A 21,102-nucleotide genomic window follows, 5' to 3' on the forward strand; every position below is an offset into this window, starting at 1 on the left:
AAATAATAATTAACTGTATTTTATAACTAATAATAGAGTCATTTGAAACTATGAATACTACTCAGCAATCAGAAACCTATCTTGTTGACGCCATTGAAAGAAATGAGTTTTTTCAGCGTTCGGTTAACATTACTTATGACCATGGCAATTTAGAGGCCCTCGAAAACTTTTATTGTCCAATATCCTATGAGCAAACCATTATTAAAATGATGCAGCACATAGAGCAATCAGGGCAGGCCGCATTTACTTGGACGGGTCCTTATGGATCAGGTAAATCGAGTCTCGCTATTTTCTTACAAGCTTTAATTAATAGTAATCCTCAGGTTGTTGAAGCAGCTAGAGCCAAACTAAGTGATAAGAATAAAGAATTAATTATTAAGCATTTCAGCCCTGAACAGCATCAATGGCAGGTCTTAAACTTAATTGGTCAGACTACTGCACCAGAGCGGTTGTTCATTGAAGCCTTGGACTTAAAAAATAGTGCGACTACAGAAGATATTTTACAAGCCCTTGAAAGCCGCATTGATAAAAATCAGCGTTTACTGATTTTTATCGATGAGCTAGGTAAGGTATTTGATGGTGCTGCTAAGAGCAGCCGCCCAGAAGATATTTACTTTCTCCAGCAGCTTGCAGAGTTTGTAAGCCGCACTCAAGGTAAGATGCTATTCATTGGCGTACTGCATCAGTCATTTATGGCGTATGCACGCCAAGCAACCGCTAAAACACATGACGAGTGGCTTAAGATCCAAGGTCGTTTTGTTGATTGTGCTGTGACATTATCAGTTGACGAGCAAATTCATTTAATCAGTCAGGTAATTGAAGTAAATGACTCAGACTTATTGGATATTCGAGCTAACACTAAATTTTCGAGCCAAGTCGATACCGTAGTTAATAACATTGCAAGCAACCGTAAGACTGACTCAGAGAAAATGACTGAGCTGCTAACGAGTGTATTCCCGTTGCATCCATTAGTTGCAATACTGGTATGTCAGTTGTCTAAGAAAAACTTCGGTCAAAACCAGCGTAGTATTTTCTCATTTTTAATGTCAGCCGAGCCTAACGGTTTTGGCTATTATATTAAAAATACTAAACTAGATAGCTTTACTGTTTTCACACCAGAAATGTTCTGGGATTATTTAGATAGCAACCTAAATAGCACTATTCAAGCTTCAGAGTACGGTAAGCAGTGGCTATTGTCTCAAATAGCTGTTAATCGCTATGAAGAGTTGAATGATGAGATGGCAGTGAAACTGATTAAGACTGTTTCACTAATAAGCATCTTTGCAGATGGAACTGGCATTCATGCAAGTCCTGAGTTACTTAAGGGCATACTTGCGGCTAATGATGAAGAGCTTGAAGATGTTGTATCAGCGTTAGAATCAGCATCTATTATCTTTTATCGTAAGTTTACTCAGTCTTACATGTTAAGTGAAGGTAGTGATTTTAACTTAACTGATGCGATTAAAGAGCAGCTACAAGACCTCAATACACTCCCATTTGAGCACTTGGAGCAGTTTGAGCCAGTTGTTGCTAAAGCTCATTATCAGCTCATAGGAAGCCTGCGCTGGATGCAGGTTAAGTTATTACCTGCTACAGACTCAGTAAAAGACACATTGCTTAAACTACAACAGGAAGTTGATGCTTCTTTAGTGGGTTATTATTGTTTATTAATCCCAAAAAATGATGACGAATTAAAGCTAGCTTTAGAAGTTTGTGAAACTGTATCAAACTCTGATGAGTTTAATCACATTGTAATTGCTGTCCTTGATAGCCATACCGCTATCATTGATATGCTTAAAGATAAAATTGCACTTAGCAATATTTTGAAAAATGAAGAGCGACTTCTAAACGATAAAATCGCTCGGCAAGAGACAGAGGGGCGTCTAGTTGAAGTTGAAGATGCGCTAAATAGAATGTTGGACAAGAGCTTAAGTAACTCGAAATGGTACAGCAAACATCTTGAAGAAAAAGGGGTTTTACTCAACAGATTCAAATTATCATCACTTGCCTCATCTATTGCTGATTATTATGTAAGCAAATACTTTGAGTGTAATAATGAGCTTGTTAATCGTAATAAACCCTCTCCAAGTGCCAAAGGTGCTATTCGAGAGTTATTAAAGCGTATGATTGAGAATAGCGATGAGCCTAGCCTTGGGATAGAGAAATTCCCACCTGAAAAAGGCGTATATGAGTCTGTTATTGTAAAAAATGGTCTACATGTATCAGAAGATGGAGAGAATTATTATTTTTCTGAACCATCAAATGAACGACTTAAGGCTGTTTGGAGGCGAGCTGATGAGGTTATTTCGAAAAGCAAGGGTGAGCTTGTTTCTGCTCAACAGATATATGATGCATGGTCAGAAGCGCCATACGGTATTAAAGCTGGTCTACATGATATTCTATATATCGCCTACATACTATCAAGACATAGCGATTTAGCTAACTATATCAATGGAGAGTATAAGCCTACGGTCCAATACTTATTAGCTGAGTACTTAATTAAAGTGCCAAAGGGAGTAGGCGTTCGAGAGGTTTCCTTCCTAGAAGGTACACAGTCTTGGATTCATGTTCTAAGAGATCGACTAGAAGAGGAATTTGGTTCTCGCTTAAAATCTAAGATTGAAGACGAGCCCCTGCCTATTGCTCAAGCTTTAGTCAGTGTTTTCTTTAACATGCACCCTTGGATTCAGCGTACTAATGAGCTGTCTGTGAAAACTAAACAGCTTCGTAATATCTTAAAGCAAGCCAATGATCCTAATCAGCTTTTATTTGATGACCTACCTAGGTTTTTCAATGCTAGTGATAATGATGAGCAGAAGGTAGAGAAAATCATTCAAGGTTTATATGAGATGGATTATAAGTATCCAACTCTAGTGAGTGAAATAAACACTAAGCTTTTAGACCTCTTAAAGGTCAAGTATGAAGAGCTAAATCCATTCGCTGAGATTAATAAACGTTCTGAAGCATTGTTTGGCCGTTCAGGGGATTACTTGCTAGACGCTTACATTGCACGTCTGGTTAAGTACGATGGCTCAATGAATGATTCTGAGAGCTTAATTAGCCTATTAGCTGGCAATAAACCCGCTAAAAAGTGGATTGACCAAGATATTACAAGAGCCCTACAGCAAATCGCTGCGTATAGCTTCCAATTTTTAGAAGCAGAGGTTAACGCTGATGTGAACTCAAGTCCAGATAGGCAAAAAGTAGGTATTATTACTAAGTCACCAAGCTCGACTACTAGCCAAGTGCGTGAAGCTCATATTACTTCTAAGAATATTGATGAAGTCACAAGCAGTGCTAAAGAAATTGCTCAGTCTCTAAAAGATAGAGGTTTAGATTTAAATGACAGAGTTGCAGTAATTGCGAAGTTATTAGAAAGCTTCGAAGATGACTCAATAGATGAAAAAGAGGAGTCGTAATGGATAAGGTTAAACATGTATTAGGGATTTCTGGCGGTAAAGATAGTGCAGCATTAGCTATCTATATGCGTGATAACTACCCAGAACTAGATATCGACTATTTTTTCACTGATACCGGTAAAGAGCTTGAGGAAGTATATGAGTACCTATCTTATTTAGAAGGGTACTTAGGTAAACCAATTCAATATATTAACCCGGATAGAAATTTTGATTTTTGGTTGACTCAACATAATGACTACCTACCATCACCGCAAGCACGTTGGTGTACAATCAAAATGAAACTAAAACCATTTCAGGACTGGGTTCAAGGCTTTTTAGATGAAGGGTATGAAGTACGCTCCTATGTTGCCATTCGTTCTGATGAACCGTACCGTACTGGCTACGACTCAAGTGATGAAAAACTAATTGTTGAGCTACCTTTTCGAGAAGATGGTGTCGATAAGGCTGGCGTAATGGATATCTTAGAGAACTCAGGTGTTGGTTTACCAGCCTATTATGAATGGCGTACTCGAAGTGGCTGCACATTCTGTTTTTTTCAAAGAAAAATAGAGTGGGTAGGGCTTTTAGAACGTCATCCTGAATCTTTCAAGGAAGCTATGGCCTATGAAAAAGAGGCGTTAGCTAACCAGTCTCCATTCACTTGGTCTGAACGTGAGTCATTAGAAGAGTTAAGCCGACCCGAACGAGTGGCTGAAATTAAGGCTGATCATGATAAGAGGCTTGCTAAAATGAAGAAGCGGATCAAGGTTAACCCGCTTCGGCCAGATGGTGAGCCTGAACTAGATATGGACGATATATATGGTCAGGGCAAGATTTGTGTTATGTGCCACAAGTAAAAATATCGAATAATATTGACTATTAAGTATAATGTTCTAAACTGTTGACTTGTGTAATATAAGTTAACAGTTTTTTTATGGGCGAAAAGTATGGATTTGAAAGGCGCTGAAATTAGAAAGTTTAAAGAGATGGGACGTATTATTAATGACAATAGTAATAAGCAGCACCCATTAAAAGTTCCACACTATCAAAGACCATACAAGTGGGCTCCAGAGAATGTTGAAAAACTAATTACCGATTGGTTTAATCATGAAGAAAATAGTGACTATTTCTGTGGATCAATTGTAACAGTGATCCATACGGATCAACCTCATGACTTGATCGATGGTCAACAAAGATTTACAACATTGTTTTTAGCAAATTTCGTGAGCTTTATGACTCTTAGATCATTGGTATTAGCAACACTAAAATACCAAGGTTATGCAATGCGTTTTATTACACTTTACGATGAGATGTTGGATAGCTTACAGCACGTTATACTTCTAGACTCTGATGACAGTAGTCCTACCTCATTATCGAGCTTGAGCAATATAAAAAATAGAATCATAGATGAGCTGAGCAATGGAAATCTTGATGCTGCTATCGAAATATTTAATAAATATTTCTCCATGGCAGAAATCCGTAGCCTATTACATCATAAAACGCTAAACCTCCAATACGATAGAAGCTCATTCAATACTTCACTTGTAAAAGTAATGTGCGCACTTGATATTAATTTGGAAAACGAAAAAGATATAAACTTCTCAATAGATTTAGATGAAGGCCAAATACCTTATTCAGATAATGAGCAAACGTATGTAAATTCAATAAAAACTATATTTGAGAGTATTAAGAATAAAACTAACTCTGAGATTAAGTCTCCCTCTCACATTAAGTCAATACAAATGGCTATAAGTTTTAAAGATATGATCTCAGAATTTATAGATGACGTAAAAGTTTGTATTGTTCAAACTGGTAATCCAGATGATGCATATACTTTGTTCGAGGTATTAAATGATAGAGCTTTAGCTCTAGAAGACCTAGATCTAATAAAAAATGAATTTTATAAGAATTACGTTTTAAAAAGCGATTCAAAAGTTAGTGAAGAAGAAAAAGATAGGGTGCTCCAGAAGCTAGATGATAAATGGGTCAATGAAATATTTAATAAGACTCAAGACTACGAAAAGAAGCTTATTACTTTTTTAGCCGTTGGATATATTACTGGGTCAGAAAACATAAAATATGACAACTCGAAAGGTTTTAGGGATGCTCTAAAATCTTATTTTAACATGTATGATTCGAACAACCGTTATGACCAATATAGGATAGCTAAAGATTTTAATGTTTTTCTAACTTGTAAGAAACTTATGGAGCTTTTTTTCTTAAAATACCAAAAAAAGGATCTAGTTGCTTTACAAGCAGAATATAGTACAGAAACATCAGAAATTTATAAAACTGTACATTTACTCTACGCAAAAGATCAGTTTGGTGTACTTTTAGGTCTAACAAACTTTATTTTCAGGAACATTGAGTCTATTAGTCCAGACTTTGAAATATCTCAGGTCAAAAATATTTTAGAGGAACTTTTAAAAACAAATCACCCAAGTAATGGTCTGAAATATCCAGATCTTCATAGTATATGTACTGCTCAGTCCAAGAGTTTATGGAAAGTTGCTGTTATGGCTAAAGACTACAAAGCTCCTCGTAGTTTTGCTGTTTCATTAATAAATCAGCATTTTTTAAGCTCTCCTAAAGTTAATGTATGCAGTATTAGTGTTGAGCTAAATAGTCATCTAAATAGTGAATTTGAAAGCTGGCTAAGAAGTTGGAGGTATACTTCTAGTAGTAAGAACACACTTTCTATTCGAATTCTTTTCGCCAGACTCATTAAGATGAGTCTAGATATATCTACAATGAAGTTAACAACATCTACTATTGCGAATACTATAAGCCAAGCAGATGTGGCTGAAATGCAGCTTGACCATATTGAGCCTAGTAAAGTTAATTTTTTAGCAGAAAACAAATATTTTAAGCATATAGATAGAGAGAGGTTTGTAAATGAGTTAGGCAATATGATGCCTTTGCCAGGAGCTCAAAATCGTGATAAATCCAATCAACCTGTCATGGAAAGTTTTAAGTTTTTCGAGAAAGCGGGCTTAGAAAATCATTTTATTTTAACTCAGACCAGAAAGTTATTTGAAGAGAACAAAGTGCTATCTACTGGTAGTACTGATTTTTATATACCGACTGAAAGTTTCTTTGAAGAACGCAAGGAGTTTTTAATTGACATGTTCAAACAAGTTGTGAGTTGAGATTAGAACATATACTACTAAGAGCTTTTTTCTAAATTTTATAGGTTTGAATTAAGAGTATAGCATGGGTCCATCATTTCAAGATTTGAATCTAAAACCTGTTTATCGTACTGGTGAAGATAATTTATTCACTGACTTTTACCGACCGTTACTATCGTCTGCTATACGCTACGATAGAGCAGTTGGTTTTTTTTCGTCAGAGATTTTGTCTTGTAATCTCAAAGGACTAAGTAGTTTAGTTAGAAATAATGGCCGCATGCGATTAATTATTGGCGAGCCACTAGAGAAAGACGAATATGAGGCTATATTACATGAAACGATAGAAAGTCGTCAGGTATTGACCGAGCATTATATTAATAAGCTGATTGAAATGATGGATGGCACGGAAGCTAATACAGGTAGGTTGCAGGTCTTAGCTTATCTAGTCGCCTCGAAAAGGCTGGAAATTAAATTTGCTGTTCGACCGAAAGGTATGTTTCATGAAAAGATAGGGGTTGTTTATGATGAAGAAGACAACTGCGTAGTCTTTCAAGGGTCTGCAAATGAGACCCCTTCTGCTCTATTTGAACATATTAATGCTGAATCCGTAAGTGTATATAAGAGTTGGCAGGAAACCGTTTTCGAAGATTACGGTAAAAACTACATAAGGTCTTTCGAACAACTTTGGGAGGGTAATAGAGAAGATATAGTTGTTCTTGACGTAGTCTCAAAGCAATATGAGCGTATAGCTGATTATATAAGCAGCCAAATTAAACAGTCTAAAAATAATAGACTGGATTTTGAAAAAGTTTTATTGCAACTTGATGATAATTTAGAAGATAGTATTTCTTTATCTCAGAGTGCCTTGCCTAAAGTCCCTGAATACTTAGGTACTCATAAGTTTGATATAAGGCCGCATCAACGAGAAGCTTTAAACAGCTGGCGAGCTAATCAATTTACAGGAATTCTTAAGCATGCAACTGGCTCAGGTAAGACAATAACGTCAATATACGCTTTAACGAAGATGTTTGAGGCAAAACAAAAACAAGATCAGTCACTAATCGTAATGATTAGTGTGCCTTACATAGATTTGGCAAAGCAATGGGTGAAAGAACTTAAGCTGTTTAATATAACTCCTATTCAGTGCTTCGACAGTAGGTCTAAATGGGAAGGTTCTTTGGCGAGAAACTTGCAATTAGTTGAATTTGGGAGCTCAAAGTTTGTCTGTATTTTAGTTGTTAATAAAACACTATGCTCAGATCATTTTCAAAAAGCGATAAAAGATATTAACTTGAGTAGTTTAATGTTCATAGGTGATGAGTGTCATAGACATAGTGCAAACCAAACTCGTTCGCTATTGCCAGATGCAGCTTTCAAACTAGGTCTATCTGCCACACCATTCAATGATGATGACGATATGTTAGAAAGTCCATTCGGCAATGATGCAATGGATAATATCTTGAGTTATTACCAAGCCATAGTTCATGAATACAGTCTCGAAGATGCAATTCTAGATGAGGTATTAACCCCTTATGATTATCATATTATTCCAATTCATTTGACTGAGGTTGAACAAGAGGAGTATGACCAGCTATCTGAAAGCATTAGAAAGATAATGATTAATTCAGGTGGTAACCTGTCAAAAGATAATCGTGAAAAAATGGTTACCCTCACTTCAAAAAGAAGTCGTTTATTAGGAAGTGCGGAAAACAAGATGTTCAAGTTGAGAGATATAACTTCTAATATATCTAAAGAAAAACGTAAACTCACTTTATTTTATGTTGGTGAAGGTAAAGACTCTGAGGACAATATTATCATTGATCAAGTTACAAAAACTTTGAGATATAACGATTGGAAAACAGCTCAATTTACAGGTAAGACAACTAAAAGAGAAAGAGATGAGTTATTACATTTGTTTAAGCAACGAAGAGTTGATGCCTTAATAGCAATGAAAGTTCTTGATGAAGGAATTGATGTCCCTGCCTGTAGTACCGCTTATATTCTAGCAAGTACGAAAAACCCCAGACAGTACGTTCAGCGTAGAGGAAGAGTCTTGAGAAAGTTTCCAGGTAAAACTAAAGCCACAATACATGACTTTGTAGTGTTACCTTGCCCATATAGCAAATCCATTTTCGGAAAGAAGCTTTATGAGTCAGAGCTAGAAAGGGTAAGAGATTTTTCATTACTTGCAACAAATAAAATAGAGATTGAGTCACACCTACAGGAATTGGAGGTTTTGCGTGTCTAATAATGATATAAGAGAAATGTTTGAAGAAGCTAATAAGCTAGTTGAAAAGGAACTTGAGACTCCTTTGAGACAGTTAACCCGCAAGATACTTAATGAGGAAAGAAAGTATCTATACTCTGATCAAAAGCCAGCGCAACGTAAAAAAAACATAAAAGACTTTATTGAAGAAGCTAGAAAATCTGGTAATTTCAAAAGTAATCTGGGGGCATAAGTGAAGATAATTTCTTTAAAGATGAAAAACTTCAGGCAGTTCCATGGTGAGCAATCAATAGAGTTTTCTACCGATGCAAAAAAAAATATCACTCTAATCCATGCTGAAAATGGAGTTGGTAAAACAGCTTTGCTGAATGCTATCAAATGGTGCTTTTTCGAAGAAACGACTCTTAACTTTAGTCAGAAAGATAATTTACTAAATAACTATGCTCATGATGACGGGGATAACACCTATTATGTTGCTATCGAATTCGAGGAGGATGGTGAATATTTTTATTGTGAGCGAGGTTATAACGATATAAGTAAAAATTACTTCAAAATGACTAGGGACGACTTCGAGACTGGTGTCAAACCAATTAATGATCCTGAGTTGTTCATAAACTCGATACTTCCGAAAGAGATGTCTGAGTACTTCTTCTTCCAAGGAGAAGGGGTAGGTAGCTTTACAAAAGCTAAAGTAGGACATAACAGAGAAGTTAAAGAGGCTATTCAGAATATACTAGGGTTTAAAACAGCTCAGCAAGCAATTGATGACCTTGGTGATATCAAAAAAGATTATCGAAAAGAGGTGGCTACAAGAAATAAAGGTTCGGAATTAGCTAAGCTTAGTGAGGAAATATCAAAATTAGAGCAAGAAAAAATTGCTAAGGACTCACGTTTGAGCCTTTGTGATAAAAATATAGGAATGTATGAGCAACTAATTTTAGATATTGATGAGAAGTTAGCAAACAGTAATAGCACCGTGGTTAAACAGAACCATCAAAATCGCGCCAAACTTGATAAGCAAAAAAGCGTTCTCACACAAAGAATTAAGGGTAAAGAGGTTGAAAAGGTTAGACTTATTAAAATGTACGGCGCGCATGTCTTTGCGAAAAAACTGGCATCTCAAGCTTTAGACTTTATTAATGAAGAAGAGTTTAAGGGAACGATACCAGCACCATATAATGAGAATCTAGTTAGACAGATACTTGAAGAACATGCGTGTATTTGCGGCGCTCCTATTCATGACAATTCCGAAGCTTACAATAATATTAGTAAGTTGTTGAAGAGTGCTGCAGATCCTGATCAGGGTAATAGAGTAATTCGAGCACGTGAAACACTCAAGTCAATTCAAACGAAGAATGAAGGTGCTAAAGGTCATTTATTAGCTAATCAAAACGACTTAATTCAGCTTCATAATAATTTGGAGGATACAAAGCGAGAGCTTGAAGAAATATCATTGAGAATGACAGAGTTTAATATTGACGAGATTGTTAGCTTAGAGAACCAAAGGAAGTCACACCAGCAGCATAAAGATACTGAGTATCGAACTCAAGGTCGGTTAGAGGTAGAAACGGACAGATTGAAAAGATTTATTGATGCGACACAAAGTAAAATCAATCAATTGCAAGCTCAATCAACAGGGATTGATATTTATCAAGAGTCACTAGATATACTTAATGAAGTGGAGTCTTTGTTAATTAGTACACTTCAAAAGGCAGAAGAAAGCAGTTTTAACGAACTTTCAAAGCTAATTAATGACACTTTAGATTTATACGTTCGACAGGACTTTAAGGCTAAAATAGATAAAGAGACATTTAATATTCGTCTCATTGATAATCAAAATAGAAATGTAGCAATGAGTGATGGCCAACAGCTTTTATTGAGTCTGACCTTTATATCTAGCTTAATTCAGCTGGCTGCTACAAGAAAAAATGCTCAAGGTGAAATCCTAACTCCAGGGGTCATAGCACCTTTCGTTATTGATGCTCCTTTTGGTGTTCTTGATAATACTTATAAAGGTAATATGGCTAAATCTATTCCTGAGTCGGTTGAGCAGGTTGTTTTCTTATTATCCTCTAGTCATTGGGAGGGTACAGTAGAAGAAAATATCAGAGAAAGAGTAGGCAAAGAATATAATCTAGTTGCAGAAGTAGCATCTTCTCAAGGGAGCAAAGAGCTTAATCCTATATTTGTCAAAGGGAATAAGGTTGATACCGTACGTTATGACTGTGGCATCGATAGAACAGTTATTGAGGAGGTGAAAGTATGATGGGACGGAACAATAAAACCGATTGGCGAGGGTTAAATGTTAATCGTGAAAGAAGACATGAAAATTTAATTCATACTCTGGTTGAGGATAAAGAGACAGCAATCTTTACCTACAACAAGGATCTTATGATTTTCGCTGCAATGATTGGTTATGCTTATAATAAGAGATTATCTTTATCAGGCGATAAAATATCGATAACGTTAGGAACATATTATAATACTGAAGACGATGGCTTTATATATTTATTAGCATTGATGGAAAATAAAAATGCCACCTGCTTAAAGGACCCCAACCTATCTGACTCAATTAAAATCTTTGAAGATTACTGTAATGGCGGGTTAGATATTATTCAAGACTGGTTTAGAAGCAACCCCACAGATAACAGTAGAGTTGAAACTCTTGAAGCTAAAATTTGGGAGTATATGAAGAGTCAAGAAGGGTTGGAACAAGGTATCAGTAATGATGACTTAGATGTGGATTTCTGAATGAGAGAATTTTCCATCTTTTCATGCTTTGGGTAGCCGAAATGATCTTTCATGTCAGCTTCAAGAGCGGTATCGATAAAGGATTGCATGAGCAGCTTTGATATCATCAAAGCTGCTCATGCTACCAGCCATTTGCTCGGCCAGTTTCTTAATGTCATTTTGGTTAGTCATTGATTATTCTCCTATTGGGAGATTATAAGCTGTTACACAGTTTTTAGGAAAGGCTCAATATTTTTGTTTACTTAAACACATATGTCTCAACCATCTTACACTTTTGAACAATCTATCCTATCTTCAGTCTTGCCAGCAAACGCATCATCAATATAATTAGCCCATTGATGCATCATGTCGGTACGATAAGGCAAGTGTTGAGCTCCATTGTAGGCTTTGCTTATTTTGTTTTCTTTTTCATGTGCTAGCTGTAGCTCTATAGCTTCGTGCATAAACTCTTGTTCATGTAAGGTAGTGCTGGCAAGTCCGCGAAATCCGTGCCCTGTCATTCTGCCTTTATAGCCCATGCGCCATAGGGCAGTAATAAAAGCATTGGTACTGTATGGCTTACGCGTCGATGGATTAAAGAAGACATACTTGTCCGAAAAGCCTAGCGTCTTGATTTGCTCTAAGATCGCCATTGTTTGCGGTGTAAGCGGCACTAAATGCGGTCTATCCATTTTCATTTTATCGGCAGGTATGCGCCATAACTTGTCTTTATAGTCTATCTCGCTCCATTCCATAAAGCGTAATTCCTGCGTTCTCACAAACGTATAGCACATAAACCATAAGCCTAGCTTTACCAGTACATCACCATCATAGGCGTTAATGTCTTGTAGTAGCTTTGGTAATTGCTGGCTGGTGATGCGACTATGGTGCTTTACCTTATGCGGTTTTAGTGCTTCAGTTAGGTCGTCGGCTGGGTTGAGGTTGGTTAAGCCCTCACGTATGGCTTGTTTAAAGATTTGCCCTGTTTGACGTATTGCGCGTCTTGCCATATCACTAGCGCCCCTAGCTTCGATAGCTTTACCAATAGCCAAAACATCAGGCGCAGTTATCTCATTTATATTCATATGACCAATGACGGGCTTAATATCGCGCTGATATTGTGAGTAGTCACGGCTATGGGTAGTAGGTGCTATATGTGCTTTACGGTCATTATGCCAACACTGAGCTATCGTATCGAAAGCCTTTGATCCGTCATTTTCTGCTCGTGTTTTTTTCTTATCGTCTTTTGGGTTAATGCCATCAACTATTAATCTTTTGATCTCAAGATTGCGCTGGCGTGCACTTTGCAGGCTCATTACTGGATAAGTACCGATAGTAAGGGTTTGCTGTTTGCCTTGCCAGCGGTAGGCGCTGATCCATGACTTAACGCCTGTATAACGCACCCATAATTGTAACCCTTGACCATCACTATGTTTATCAGGTCGTTTTGAGTCTATCGCTTTTTGGGTAGGCTTAAGATTTTTTATCTGTGTATTATTTAGACTCATGTTGGTATTATCCATTATGGTATCGTATGATACCAACGATAATACCAACATTTTAGACGGATTACCACGTTCTGTAACGGATAACAAATGCCTTTAAAAAAGGCTGATTCAGCTGAATGGCTTGCAAATAAAAGGGCAGACGGTCAATGACGGTCTGCCCTAATATTGTGTTTGGTCGGAACGGCAGGATTTGAACCTGCGACCACCACACCCCCAGTGTGGTGCGCTACCAGACTGCGCTACGCCCCGAATGACTGACTATTTTACGCAAAATTAGGCATATTGCAAGGGCTATTTATCTTGTTACCCATTTGCCCCAAAATTTGACATATCCATAGCCAGTATGAGCGCCATATTAGCAGAGCTATCCCAGCAGCTCTTTTAAAATTTGGTTGACTTGCTGCGGGTTGGCGCTACCGCGGCTGGCTTTCATCACTTGCCCGACCAGACCATTAAAGGCTTTTTGCTTACCGCCTTTATACTCATCTACCATCGTTTGGTTGTTGGCGATGACCTCTTCGACCATGGCTTTAATAGCGCCAGTGTCCGTTTCTTGTTTTAGGCCCTTTTCTTCGATGATTTTATCTGCCGCATCATCGCCGTCGCCGCCTTCGCGCTCATATAAGGCACTAAAGACTTTTTTGGCCAATTTGCCAGATAGAGTATCGTCTTTGATACGAGCCAGCATACCAGCCAATTGTTTGGCGCTGATAGGGGAGTGGGTGATGTCTTTATCGTCTTTGTTGAGGGCACCGAGCAAGTCGCCCATCACCCAGTTGACTGCCATTTTGGCGTCTTGCTGGCCCACTTCTGCCACCACAGCTTCGAAATAATCAGCAAGCTGACGGCTGCCTGTCAATATGCGAGCATCGTATTCTGACAGACCAAGCGCTACCTCAAAGCGCTCGCGGCGGGCCACAGGCAGCTCAGGCATAGCAGCACGAATGCTGTCAATCGTATGCTGCTCGATACGGACAGGCAGTAAGTCAGGGTCAGGGAAATAACGATAATCGTTGGCGTCTTCTTTGGTGCGCATGGTGCGGGTTTCGTCGCGCTCAGGATCATAGAGCATCGTTGCCTGCACGACTTTACCGCCGTCTTCGATGATGTCGATTTGACGTTCGATTTCGCGGTTGATGGCGCGCTCGATAAAACGGAACGAGTTTAGGTTTTTGAGCTCAGTACGGGTACCGAGCTCGCCGCCAGGTTTGCGCACAGAAACGTTACAGTCACAGCGGAATGAGCCTTCTGCCATGACCGCATCCGAGATACCCAGCCAAGTGACCAGCTGATGAATGGCCTTGATATAAGCCAGCGCTTCATCCGCTGAACGCATGTCAGGCTCAGAGACGATTTCGATGAGCGGCGTGCCCGCACGGTTGAGATCGACACCCGTCATGCCATCGACGGCATCGTGGACTGATTTACCCGCGTCTTCTTCTAGGTGCGCGCGGGTGATACCCATCCGTTTTGAGTATTCATTTTTTTCGCCTTCATTGACCACCACATCGATATAGCCGGTACCCACGATAGGGTTGGCCATTTGGGTGATTTGATAGCCTTTGGGCAAATCAGGATAAAAGTAGTTTTTGCGATCAAAGGTGTTAAAAAGACCCAGCTCGGCATTGACGCCCATACCGAACTTCAGTGCGCGCTCGACCACGCCAGCGTTGAGTACCGGTAGCACGCCAGGTAAGCCTAAATCGACGATGTTGGCTTGGCTGTTTGGCTCGTGGCCGAAGTCAGTTGGGGCGCTAGAGAAAATTTTACTGTCAGTGTTTAGCTGGCAGTGAATCTCAATGCCGATGACCACTTCGTAACCATCAACAAACAATTCGGGACGAACGCTGTCGTTATGAGCGGTATTCTCAGTCGTAGTAGCTGTGTTCATTATACCGTCTCCTTTGCGACGAGTGAGTGTTGTAGATGATGATCGGTATGCTGCTGAAACAGATGAGCGGTCGTTAGCAGCTGACTTTCTTGCCAGTGCTTACCAATTAACTGTAAACCGATCGGCAGACCGTCTGAGGTCAAACCAACGGGCTGACTGAGTGCAGGTAGACCCGCTAGGTTGACTGCGATGGTATACACGTCGCCTAGATACATGGTCGCAGGGTCGAGGTCTTCTGCCAGCTTATAAGCTGCGGTCGGCGCGGTGGGACTGGCGATGACGTCACAATTGGCAAAAGCATCATCAAAGTCTTTGACAATTAAGCGGCGCACTTTTTGCGCTTTGGTGTAGTAAGCGTCGAAATAGCCTGCCGATAGTGCATAAGTACCAGTGAGGATACGACGCTGTACTTCAGGACCAAAGCCTTCAGAGCGTGAGCGCGTGTATAGGTCAATCAGATCTTTTGGTGCTTCACAGCGATAGCCAAAGCGCACGCCATCAAAGCGTGATAGGTTGGAAGACGCTTCGGCAGGGGCGAGCATATAGTAAGTGGCCAACGTGATATCAGGATCGGTGATATTGACCTCGACGATGGTTGCTCCCAGCTCTTCGTATTTTTTGAGTGCCGCGCGCACGGCTTGTTCGACTTCGCGGTCGAGGCCTTTGCTAAAGTACTCTTTAGCGACGCCGATACGTAGTCCTGCAAAGGGTTTGTCGCCTGCAGCGGCCTCTGCATCATGGATGTCTTGTACATAATCTGGCATGTCGTGCTTGATGGAGGTGGCATCGCGCGGATCATGACCGATCATCGGCTGCAGCAGATAGGCACAGTCTTTGGCGCTTTTGCCCATGCTGCCGGCTTGGTCGAGACTTGAGGCATAGGCAATCATGCCAAAGCGTGACACACGGCCATAAGTGGGCTTGATGCCGGTGAGGCCACAAAACGAAGCGGGCTGACGAATCGAGCCGCCCGTATCACTACCGGTCGCCACAGGCACAAAACCGGCGGCGACAGCGGCTGCACTACCACCAGATGAGCCACCAGGGACGCGTTCCAAATTCCATGGGTTTTGTACTGTGCCATAGTAAGAGCTGCTGTTGTCCGAGCCCATTGCAAACTCATCCATATTGAGCTTACCTAGGCTGATCATGCCCGCTTTTTCGATATTGGTCACGATGGTGGCATTATAAGGCGAGACAAAATTGTGTAGCATCTTTGAGCCACAAGTGGTCAGCACCCCTTGGGTACAAAAAATGTCTTTATGCGCCATGGGCACGCCAAGCAGGCGGCGTTTATCGCCTTGGGCGCGCATCTCGTCCGCAGCTTTCGCTTGCGCGCGCGCCGTCTCAGCGGTGTGGGTGATAAAGCTGTTGATCTTAGTGTCTAGGGCGTTGATACGTTTGATATAGTGTTCGGTTAATTCTGCGCTGCTAAACTGTTTTTCTTGCAAGCCTGTAATCAGCTGCTCGGTACTTAATAGATGAATCTCAGACATAGGGTGTCGTCCGTCAAAGTGTTAATAGCATAAAATAAGATAAAGCCAATAAAGTCATGCAAGTCGTTATTCAATCACTTGTGGCACCAGATATAGGCCGTCTTCGACTGCTGGTGCGACCGATTGATTGCGCGTGCGATCGATATCATGTTTGGCGACGTCAGCACGCAGCTCTTGGCAGGCTTCATGGATGTTTGATAAAGGCTTGATGCCTGCGGTGTCGACATTGCTTAGCGTGTGCATCAGTTTTAACACTTTGCTGATGTCGTCCGCGTAGCTGCTCGCCGTGCTGTCATCCACGCCCAAACGGGCAAGGTTGGCAACTTCTAAGATTTCTTCACGGCTGACGTTGTTGTCAGACGTTGCTGGTTGCTGTGACATAGTTTCTCCAATGAAGGACAGTTTTGGTTAGTGTCAATTTGGGTGGTGTCAAGACGTGACCACTAAAAATAAGAGGACTGCTAAATAAGATTGTATCTTGAGTTGGCTTATTATAAAGCATCTGGCCTAAGTTTACAGAGCACAGCATTTGATTGATGCATAATATCAACTAAGTTAAAATGATTTACAAAACTGACCGTATAGTTAGTGTTTCATTTTTAAATGCTCACCCATTGTTCGCTGAAATACGTTACAGTATGCACCTGCTATTAAGCAAAATCATCATCTGTCTGTAGCGCCTTGTTAGTTGTTGAATTAAATGGTCTTTCATGAAGTCAAATGGTCTTGCTGGCGATTTCAAACTTTGTAACAACTTTTAGCATTTAGGACCAAAATCCTGACTTACTGACGCAAATATCTGTGTTTTTTTCTAGCCAAATCGGTATAATTTGCCTCAGTTTTTTCATTTCATTATTATTGCTTAGGTTTGACTTGTTGCGAGGTTCAATTTTCGCCACAGGTAATGTCTATCGACGACCTGCTCAACACTGACGAGAAACGCCTCAGTCACTCTCATTCGCCTCATTCGCCTCATTTGTAATACGCTGGAAATATTAGTCATGAACCTGTTTGGATTTTTATCAAATAATATCGCTATCGACCTCGGTACTGCGAACACCCTCATTTTTATTCCTAATAAAGGCGTCGTGCTTGACGAGCCTACGGTGGTCGCGCTACGAAGTAATCGTACTCAAAACCCTACCGTCGCCGCTGTTGGTATCGATGCCAAGCAGATGCTAGGTCGTACACCTGCCAACATCACCGCCATTCGTCCACTAAAAGACGGGGTGATTGCAGACTTTGAGGTGACCCAAAAAATGCTAAAGCACTTTATCACTAAGGTAAAAGCCAAGCGTTTTATGGCGGAGCCAAATGTGGTGGTATGTGTGCCATGCAAGTCTACTTTGGTAGAGCGTAAAGCGATACGTGAGGCGGTGTCATCAGCGGGCGCTAATAAGGTATTGCTGCTTGAGGAGCCAATGGCAGCAGCAATCGGTGCTGGCATGCCTGTCCATGAAGCCAGCGGTTCGATGGTGGTGGATATCGGTGGCGGCACCACTGAGATTGCCGTGATTGCATTATCAGGCTGCGTCTATGCCGAGTCGATTCGTATCGGCGGCGATATGTTTGATGAGGCCATTATCACCCACGTACGCCGTACCCATGGCTGCGTCATCGGTGAGACGACGGCTGAGCGTATCAAACAAGAAGTGGGCTCGGCACTGAACGAAGACAGTCAGCTAGAGGTAGAAGTACGTGGTCGTAGCATGGCAGAGGGTGTGCCAAAGACCTTTACCGTCAATTCAGAAGAAGTACAAAAAGCGCTTAGCGATCCATTAAGCGGTATCGTCAGTGCAGTCAAAGCAGCACTCGAGCAAACGCCACCTGAGCTATCATCAGATATCGCTGAGCGCGGTATTGTCTTGACAGGGGGCGGTGCGCTATTACGTGATTTAGACAAGCTTATCTCCAAAGAGACCGGTCTACCAGTGACAGTCGCCGAAGATCCATTGACCTGCGTGAGCCGCGGCGGTGGTATTGCGCTTGATTTTATCAATAACAAAAGCCTAAACATGATTTTTGTCTAAACAGCTTTAGCAGGCGCATGGCTGGGGTGATACTAGTCGTGCGCTGATGAGGGCGATAGAGCGCATGGCAGTGTCCATCATGTTCGAAAGACCCTAATAAGGGTATAGCTTTATAGTGAAGTGAAAAAAGGTGAAAGTAAGGTGGCCAGATGCGCGGCCTGTCATCTCAGTAATAAGTACAAAGTACGCTCAAGCCATGAAAAGCAAGGCCATATCCTTGCTTATTTTAAAATTGCTAATTAGACCTCTTATGATTCCAAGTATTTTTGCCCGTCAGCCGTTATCACTTCGTAAGACTGCTATTGTATTGATAGTCGCTTCGATACTGATGTGGTTTGATAGCAAAAACACAGAGTGGTTTAACCCTGTCCGTAATACCAGCCATGCCGCCATGCAGCCCATCTATCAGCTGTCACTGTTGCCGAGTTATGCTCAGCACTGGGCTAGTGGTAGTTTGCAGTCCAAAGAAGCCTTGCGCCGCGAAAACATGCAGCTAAAATCACAGCTGATCCACGCGCAGGCCAAGCTGCAGCAGCAAGATTATATTTTGGCACAAAACGCTCGCTTGCAAGGCATTTTGTCGACCACCAAGCCTGAGCAGTTTGATCTTAATTTGGCGCAAGTGATTGGTACCGACACCAACTTGCTCAGGCAAATTGTGGTCATCAATAAAGGCGCGCAAGATGGCGTACAGGTGGGTCAGACGGTCATCGACGAAGATGGTATTTTGGGGCAAATCATCAATGTCTATCCCAACACCAGCCGATTGCTACTAATCACCGATGAGCAGCAGTCTGTGGCGGTGACGGTCAAACGTACCGGCCAGCGTGCCATCGTGACAGGCAAAGGCATCCCGACGTCTTTGAGCTTAGATTATGTGTTTAAAACCTCAGATGTGCGGGTGGGGGATGAGCTGGTGTCGTCAGGGTTGGGTGGCCGTATCCCAGCAGGGTATCGCGTTGGCCGTATCGCTCAGATCGAGGACACGCAGGCGGATAACTTTAGAAGCATCGAGGTCACACCCACTGCCAATTTTATTGACAATGCCTATGTACTGATATTGCAAGACAAGCTGATCAATAAAAACAATACCGTCATCAATTAGCTATCGCCTAAGCCTAAGAAGGTATCTCATCGTTTGGCGTTTGCAGCCGCTACGTCTCATTAAGGTAAGTGCTCATGTCGTATCCTGATTCTGAGAATGAAACAGTACTGCTGATTGCTGTCATTATTGTCAGTATCGTCGTGGCCTCATCCCTCAATGTCTATCCATTAAGCCCCAGTATGGCCACCTTGCGACCCATGGTCATGATTATGGTGCTGATTTTTTGGCTGTTGTTTCAGCCGCGCTATGTCGGTATCTTTACTGCCTTTACGGTGGGTATCATTGCCGATTTGTTGATGGATACCCATTTAGGTCAGCAAGCCTTTGCTGCTGTGCTGGTCGCTTTTGTTATCAAAGTCACCAGTATTTATGTCAGACAATTAAATACATGGAGCGCGTGGCTACTTGCCAGTTTTAGTTTGCTGATTTTTCAGTTGACGCTGTGGATATTGCAAATGTTTATCCAAAATGTGTTTGTCGCTCAGTCCGCTTTGTCATTAGTCATGAGTATTCTTAGCTGGCCTTTGGTGCTTTTGGTGCTACGTAAGTTTGCGCGTTGATACGTTGATACTGACGCATCCATGAGCGAGTCGATCATCCTATAAGACAAGCGCGCTCATTGTGCGTGCTGCTAGCAAAATATGCCCTCATGAAATGTTAAAACGAATTAACATGACCGTATTTATGATCTTATCTGCAAGCGTTGTCAGCCCACAAGTTTATACAATCAGACAAATTTATATAATAAGAGATGAATAATGGATATTATTTTAGCGTCCGGCTCGCCGCGTCGTCGTGAGCTGCTGTCTAGAGCGCAGCTGGACTTTACGGTCATGAGTGTCGATATCGACGAAACCCCGCATGCCAATGAATCCCCCAAAGATTATATCGAGCGCATGGTCGCGACCAAAGCCGCCGCCGCGGTACAGAAGCTAAATGCTAACAGTAGCGAAGAGAATGTCGATAAAGACGTTGAGCCGCGTCTGGTGTTAACAGCCGATACCATCGGTGTCCTAGCAGACGGCAAAACGGTGCTGGTTAAGCCTACAAGCCGTGAGCAGGCGTATGAGATGTGGCAGCAAATGTCTGATACGGCGCATGAAGTATGGACAGCGGTGCAAGTGACCCTTATCGCCCGCTCTGCTCATCTAGTGCCCTGCGATAACGCCGCTGCGCATGCAACAGCCGCCCATGCACTCAAGCAGCCTGCATGGCAGGTCGTTTCTCAGCAGCAGCTCACGGAGCGCACGGCGGTGACCTTTATCCCCTTAACGGCGCAGATGATGCGTGAGTATTGGGACAGCGGCGAGCCTCAAGACAAAGCAGGAGGTTATGGCATTCAGGGGTTGGGCGCTGCTTGGGTGAGCCGTATCAACGGTAGCTATACCAATGTCGTCGGCTTGCCACTTGCACAAACGTTGGCTCTGATCAATACCGTCAGCCAACACAGCAGCGCAAGCGTGTCGTGATAATCAGCTACTGGGTTGTTTTTTACGCACACTTTTTATGCACATAATGACACGCTAGGATAATGGGCAAGCATAAGGCGCATTTGTTACACTGTAAGCCTAACAGGCGATGAACGTCGA

General features: G+C 41.5%; 15 protein-coding genes, 1 tRNA gene and 1 pseudogene. 11 read left to right on the top strand and 6 right to left on the bottom strand.

Features of this window, described 5'->3' with window-relative positions; all coding sequences use genetic code 11:
- Nucleotides 1-50 precede the first annotated feature (50 nt).
- The 7 genes from ACNFVB_RS03840 to ACNFVB_RS03870 all read left to right on the top strand — a co-directional run bounded on the left by ACNFVB_RS03840 (nt 51) and on the right by ACNFVB_RS03870 (nt 11,504).
- Nucleotides 51-3,419 (top strand): hypothetical protein, encoded by a 3,369-nt coding sequence (locus ACNFVB_RS03840; protein WP_430738164.1) that lies wholly within the window; start codon nt 51-53, stop codon nt 3,417-3,419.
- Nucleotides 3,419-4,255 carry a phosphoadenosine phosphosulfate reductase family protein gene (locus ACNFVB_RS03845; RefSeq protein WP_165596922.1) on the top strand — a complete coding sequence of 279 codons (837 nt, stop codon included), beginning with the start codon at nt 3,419-3,421 and terminating at the stop codon, nt 4,253-4,255. The genes ACNFVB_RS03840 and ACNFVB_RS03845 overlap by 1 nt, the downstream gene beginning before the upstream one ends.
- A gap of 90 nt (nt 4,256-4,345) precedes the next feature.
- Nucleotides 4,346-6,547, top strand: a complete 2,202-nt coding sequence (locus ACNFVB_RS03850; protein ID WP_430738165.1) for a GmrSD restriction endonuclease domain-containing protein — start codon at nt 4,346-4,348, stop codon at nt 6,545-6,547.
- Between the two features lie 64 nt (nt 6,548-6,611).
- Nucleotides 6,612-8,774: a DEAD/DEAH box helicase family protein gene (locus tag ACNFVB_RS03855; RefSeq protein WP_430738166.1), complete on the top strand. Its 2,163-nt coding sequence runs from the start codon at nt 6,612-6,614 to the stop codon at nt 8,772-8,774.
- Nucleotides 8,767-8,985: a hypothetical protein gene (locus tag ACNFVB_RS03860; RefSeq protein ID WP_165598257.1), complete on the top strand. Its 219-nt coding sequence runs from the start codon at nt 8,767-8,769 to the stop codon at nt 8,983-8,985. Before ACNFVB_RS03855 ends, ACNFVB_RS03860 begins: the two co-directional genes overlap by 8 nt.
- Nucleotides 8,986-11,019, top strand: coding sequence for an AAA family ATPase (locus tag ACNFVB_RS03865; protein ID WP_165598256.1), 2,034 nt, complete (start codon nt 8,986-8,988; stop codon nt 11,017-11,019). It abuts the gene before it with no gap.
- Nucleotides 11,016-11,504: a DNA phosphorothioation-associated protein 4 gene (locus tag ACNFVB_RS03870; protein WP_165598255.1), complete on the top strand. Its 489-nt coding sequence runs from the start codon at nt 11,016-11,018 to the stop codon at nt 11,502-11,504. Before ACNFVB_RS03865 ends, ACNFVB_RS03870 begins: the two co-directional genes overlap by 4 nt.
- Nucleotides 11,505-11,515: 11 nt before the next feature.
- On the opposite strand, the pseudogene ACNFVB_RS03875 reads toward ACNFVB_RS03870, so the two are convergent.
- The 6 genes and pseudogenes from ACNFVB_RS03875 to gatC all read right to left on the bottom strand — a co-directional run.
- Nucleotides 11,516-11,675, bottom strand: a pseudogene (locus ACNFVB_RS03875) (IS256 family transposase); the annotation flags it as partial.
- Between the two features lie 95 nt (nt 11,676-11,770).
- A complete protein-coding gene (locus ACNFVB_RS03880; RefSeq protein WP_430738167.1) occupies nt 11,771-13,006 on the bottom strand; it encodes a tyrosine-type recombinase/integrase in 1,236 nt (411 codons plus the stop codon).
- Between the two features lie 157 nt (nt 13,007-13,163).
- Nucleotides 13,164-13,240 (bottom strand) — tRNA-Pro (locus ACNFVB_RS03885).
- Between the two features lie 115 nt (nt 13,241-13,355).
- Nucleotides 13,356-14,882 carry an Asp-tRNA(Asn)/Glu-tRNA(Gln) amidotransferase subunit GatB gene (gatB, locus tag ACNFVB_RS03890; protein WP_430738168.1) on the bottom strand — a complete coding sequence of 509 codons (1,527 nt, stop codon included), beginning with the start codon at nt 14,880-14,882 and terminating at the stop codon, nt 13,356-13,358.
- Complete coding sequence (gene gatA / locus ACNFVB_RS03895; protein WP_430738169.1) at nt 14,882-16,378, bottom strand: Asp-tRNA(Asn)/Glu-tRNA(Gln) amidotransferase subunit GatA; 1,497 nt, start codon at nt 16,376-16,378, stop codon at nt 14,882-14,884. The genes gatB and gatA overlap by 1 nt, the downstream gene beginning before the upstream one ends.
- A gap of 66 nt (nt 16,379-16,444) precedes the next feature.
- Nucleotides 16,445-16,759: an Asp-tRNA(Asn)/Glu-tRNA(Gln) amidotransferase subunit GatC gene (gene gatC / locus ACNFVB_RS03900; RefSeq protein WP_105244904.1), complete on the bottom strand. Its 315-nt coding sequence runs from the start codon at nt 16,757-16,759 to the stop codon at nt 16,445-16,447.
- Between the two features lie 611 nt (nt 16,760-17,370).
- On the opposite strand from gatC, the gene ACNFVB_RS03905 reads away from it, so the two are divergent.
- The 4 genes from ACNFVB_RS03905 to ACNFVB_RS03920 all read left to right on the top strand — a co-directional run bounded on the left by ACNFVB_RS03905 (nt 17,371) and on the right by ACNFVB_RS03920 (nt 20,982).
- A complete protein-coding gene (locus tag ACNFVB_RS03905; protein WP_075102264.1) occupies nt 17,371-18,408 on the top strand; it encodes a rod shape-determining protein in 1,038 nt (345 codons plus the stop codon).
- A gap of 250 nt (nt 18,409-18,658) precedes the next feature.
- Nucleotides 18,659-19,513 carry a rod shape-determining protein MreC gene (mreC, locus tag ACNFVB_RS03910; RefSeq protein ID WP_192994632.1) on the top strand — a complete coding sequence of 285 codons (855 nt, stop codon included), beginning with the start codon at nt 18,659-18,661 and terminating at the stop codon, nt 19,511-19,513.
- Between the two features lie 74 nt (nt 19,514-19,587).
- Nucleotides 19,588-20,073 (top strand): rod shape-determining protein MreD, encoded by a 486-nt coding sequence (mreD, locus tag ACNFVB_RS03915; RefSeq protein ID WP_075102266.1) that lies wholly within the window; start codon nt 19,588-19,590, stop codon nt 20,071-20,073.
- Between the two features lie 198 nt (nt 20,074-20,271).
- Nucleotides 20,272-20,982 carry a Maf family protein gene (locus tag ACNFVB_RS03920; RefSeq protein ID WP_430738170.1) on the top strand — a complete coding sequence of 237 codons (711 nt, stop codon included), beginning with the start codon at nt 20,272-20,274 and terminating at the stop codon, nt 20,980-20,982.
- Nucleotides 20,983-21,102 lie beyond the last annotated feature (120 nt).

Origin of the sequence: Psychrobacter sp. VH5 (genome assembly GCF_050572635.1) — a bacterium.
In the GTDB taxonomy this organism is placed as follows: domain Bacteria; phylum Pseudomonadota; class Gammaproteobacteria; order Pseudomonadales; family Moraxellaceae; genus Psychrobacter; species Psychrobacter celer.